Origin of the sequence: Moorena sp. SIO2C4, assembly GCF_010672485.1 — a bacterium.
GTDB lineage: Bacteria > Cyanobacteriota > Cyanobacteriia > Cyanobacteriales > Coleofasciculaceae > Moorena > Moorena producens.
The window spans coordinates 1-3,310 of record NZ_JAAHGN010000873.1; the positions used below are offsets into that span (position 1 = coordinate 1).

Annotated in this window: 2 protein-coding genes; one reads left to right on the plus strand and one right to left on the minus strand. The window is 43.3% G+C overall.

Features of this window, described 5'->3' with window-relative positions; all coding sequences use genetic code 11:
- Window positions 1-1,589: SDR family oxidoreductase (locus tag F6K20_RS30620; protein WP_287297233.1), on the plus strand; the 1,589-nt coding region annotated here is incomplete at its 5' end.
- 129 nt (window positions 1,590-1,718) lie between these two features.
- Here the strand turns inward: F6K20_RS30620 and F6K20_RS30625 are convergent.
- On the minus strand, window positions 1,719-3,310 hold a 1,592-nt coding region (locus F6K20_RS30625; protein ID WP_287297235.1), incomplete at its 5' end, for a glycoside hydrolase family 10-like protein.

Below are 3,310 nucleotides of genomic sequence, written 5' to 3' on the forward strand. Positions count from 1 at the left end.
CAGAATACATGATTCCTTCGGCATTTGTGGTTTTAGACGAGTTGCCCCTAACCCCTAATGGTAAGTTAGACAGGCGATCGCTCCCTGCACCTAATCCCGAACGACCTATTTTAGAGCAAGAATTTGTCCCACCCCGTACCTCACTAGAAACAAAATTAGCCCAACTCTGGAGTCAGGTTTTACACATCCATCCAATTGGCCTGAGGGACAACTTCTTTGAATTAGGAGGAAATTCTCTGCTAGCAATTCGGCTCCTTTTCCAAGTAAGACACGCTTTTGGAGTTGATTTCCCCCTACGCACCTTGTTAGAAGCACCCACAGTAGCTAACATGGCTGAAGCAATCGATAAATTCAGCAACTCAGAAGAGGCTGCAGGGATTGAAAGCATGACTGTGGAAGAGTTGCTTTCAGAAGCCGTTCTAGATCCCACCATCAAACCGAACTTTACTTCTGTTGGGTATTATTCCGAACCCAATGCTATTTTATTGACTGGAGCAACGGGATTTCTCGGTGCTTTTTTACTCGATGAACTCCTCAGACAAACCCAAGCCAGGATTTATTGCCTGGTTCGTGGCTGTAAGACTACTGCTGAAGGCAAGCAGAAAATTACCAACAACCTAGATCGCTATTTACTGGAATATGAAAATTTCAACTCCCGGATTATTCCAGTGATAGGGGATTTGTCCCAGTCACTTTTGGGACTACACGACCAACAGTTCGAGGAGCTAGCGCGGGAAATCGATATTATCTATCATTCTGCCACTTTCTTGAATTTAGCCTATCCCTACACAGCTATGCGAGCAGCCAATGTGGGAGGAACTCAGGAAATCTTGAGATTAGCCAGTCAAATCAAACTCAAGTCCGTCCATTTTATCTCTTCACCCGCTATTTTTAAGTCAACAGGGTATTTCAACAAGCCATCCATTCGAGAAGAAGACCCTCTGGAAGATTGTGAAGTAGTCTATGGAGGCTATGCTCAAAGTAAATGGGTAGCAGAAAAATTGTTGAAAACCGCACATTCTTTTGGTATTCCGGTTAGTATATACCGACCAGGGACGATTAGCGGGCACAGTAAAACTGGCGCATCTAATGCCGAGCAAACCTTAGGTCGCCTGCTCAAGAGCTTTGTCGAGCAAGGCATTGCTCCCGATCTCAATATTGAATTCGATTTGACACCAGTAGACTATGTTAGTCAAGCCATTGTTTATCTATCTAGGCAGAAAGAATCCCTAGGAAAAAGCTTCCACTTAGTCAATCCTCAGTGTTTGCAGATAGGGGAGCTAGTCGATCTCATTCGTTCTCTCGGCTACCTTATCGAGCAAATAGACTATCCCGATTGGGAATCAAAAATGCGGGATGTGATCTTGAGTTCCCCAGAAAATGTTTTAAGTCCCATCTTGCCGTTTTTAACGAAAAAAATTCCTGGAACTCAGCTAACCTATTTAGAGGCATCCTCTTTCACGTCAAAGTTGGATTGCGAAAATACTGTTAAGGGACTTGCTAAGTCTGGTATTACTTGCGCGTCCCCAGACAGCCAGTTGCTTCGGGTTTACCTTCGGCAAATCGAAGAGTTTCCATTTAGCATGTAGGAGGGATAGAATCGATTGATATGATTTCGATATATACTCCGACGACTAGACATCTCCGAAAAATAATTAAATTGTGGTAAACTAATAGAAAATAGCGTTTATAGCAACAGACTTCAATTCAGCAACGGCTCAATTCGATTTCTTCCAATCCTCTATATTTGGTGCTTTCACGAACTCAGGAAACATGACCTCAAAACCGCTCTGACGCTCAGAAGCTGGTTCATCACTCATATTCAACAAGGTTTCATAGAAGAAAAACGACACACCAGCAAATCCCCGCAGTCGGACAGCATCCACTTGCCGCTGAATTTGTGATACCGGAACTAAACGAGTTCTGAGACCACTTAAAATCCCAATTCCTACCGGAATATGACTCCGTGCTCTTTTGACTTCTGTCTTGTCTAATTCCGAGATAAAAGTGCTGAAATTATCTCGATAAATCTGGACAATTAGTTCCTCTACCAAACCCCGTTGTTCCCAAGTTGCCCAATCAGCTAAAAAGAATTGGTAAGAAAAACGCTGGGGATTGGGAGATAGGGAAATAATCACATCATTGTTACTGTCTTCAACACTGTCTTTAACTGCTCGAAACAGCTTGGTTAGGAAATCCGTAATTTTATTTGCTCGCCACCGTACCCATTCCTCATCCTTTGGGTCAGTGGGGGGAGATTTACCTTGGTGTTCTTTTTTGTACAATTCTACTGTGAAATCATCGTAACCAAAGGTCACTGGCAAGCCAAAGTGGTCATCGAATTGGATCCCATCAACATCATAGTTGTTGACAACTTCGATAACTAAATCTTGAATAAATTGCTGTACCTCTGGTTTAAAAGGATTGAGCCAAACAATCTCTTGTAGTCTTTCATCCTCTGGTTCTAATCCTTTAGTAGTTTGAGTCTTGACCCCATCTTTGGTTTGGGTCAGCCAATCTGGGTGGCGTTTGGCTAATTCAGAATAAGAAGGTGCTTTGAAGCCAAATTCAAACCAGGGAATAACTCTCAAACCATTGTCATGTCCCACCTCGACAATCTCTTTGAGAACATCTCGTCCTCCCTGTACCCCCTTTTCTGGGTCAAATAAGTCTTTTTCTAACTCCGTGGATATTCGTGCTTCCAGTCCCACTACCCGTTTAGCTACTTGAGACGGATATAGTGTATAACCCCAATTCCACACTGTAGGATATACCGTGTTAAAGTTCAGCTCCTTAAGTTTTTCTAGGCTATCCGTTACTGCTGTAGTAGAAAACAGTACCTGACTATCAATATTTGTCAGCCATACCCCCCTTAACTCCGCTTCAGTAGAACCAGGAGTTGGTGGCTCAACCTTAGCAATGTATTGATTAGGAATCAATCCAGTGGTTTGGGTAGCTTGGCACAAGAAAGCAGCTACCTCAGCTCGACTAGCTTGTTGGTTAGGTTTGAATTGCTTCACATTAGGGGGATTGACCACAATCTGATTTTCCGTAGCTGCTGCGATCGCATTTTGGGCATAGTTCGGAATTGCCGTAGCATCAGTAAACGCTGCCTTTAAAGTCTCTACGGAAGGGTTAACCGGTTGATACTTCAATCCACTCGCTAAAGATACTAAGGCTTGGACACGAGGGATATTTTGCTTAGGCCGGAAAACTCTACCAGGATAGCCAGCCAAAAATCCCGTTTTATCAGCATTACGAATAGCCTGATTAGCCCAGTAATTAGTTGGTACATCCACGAATTTTTGGT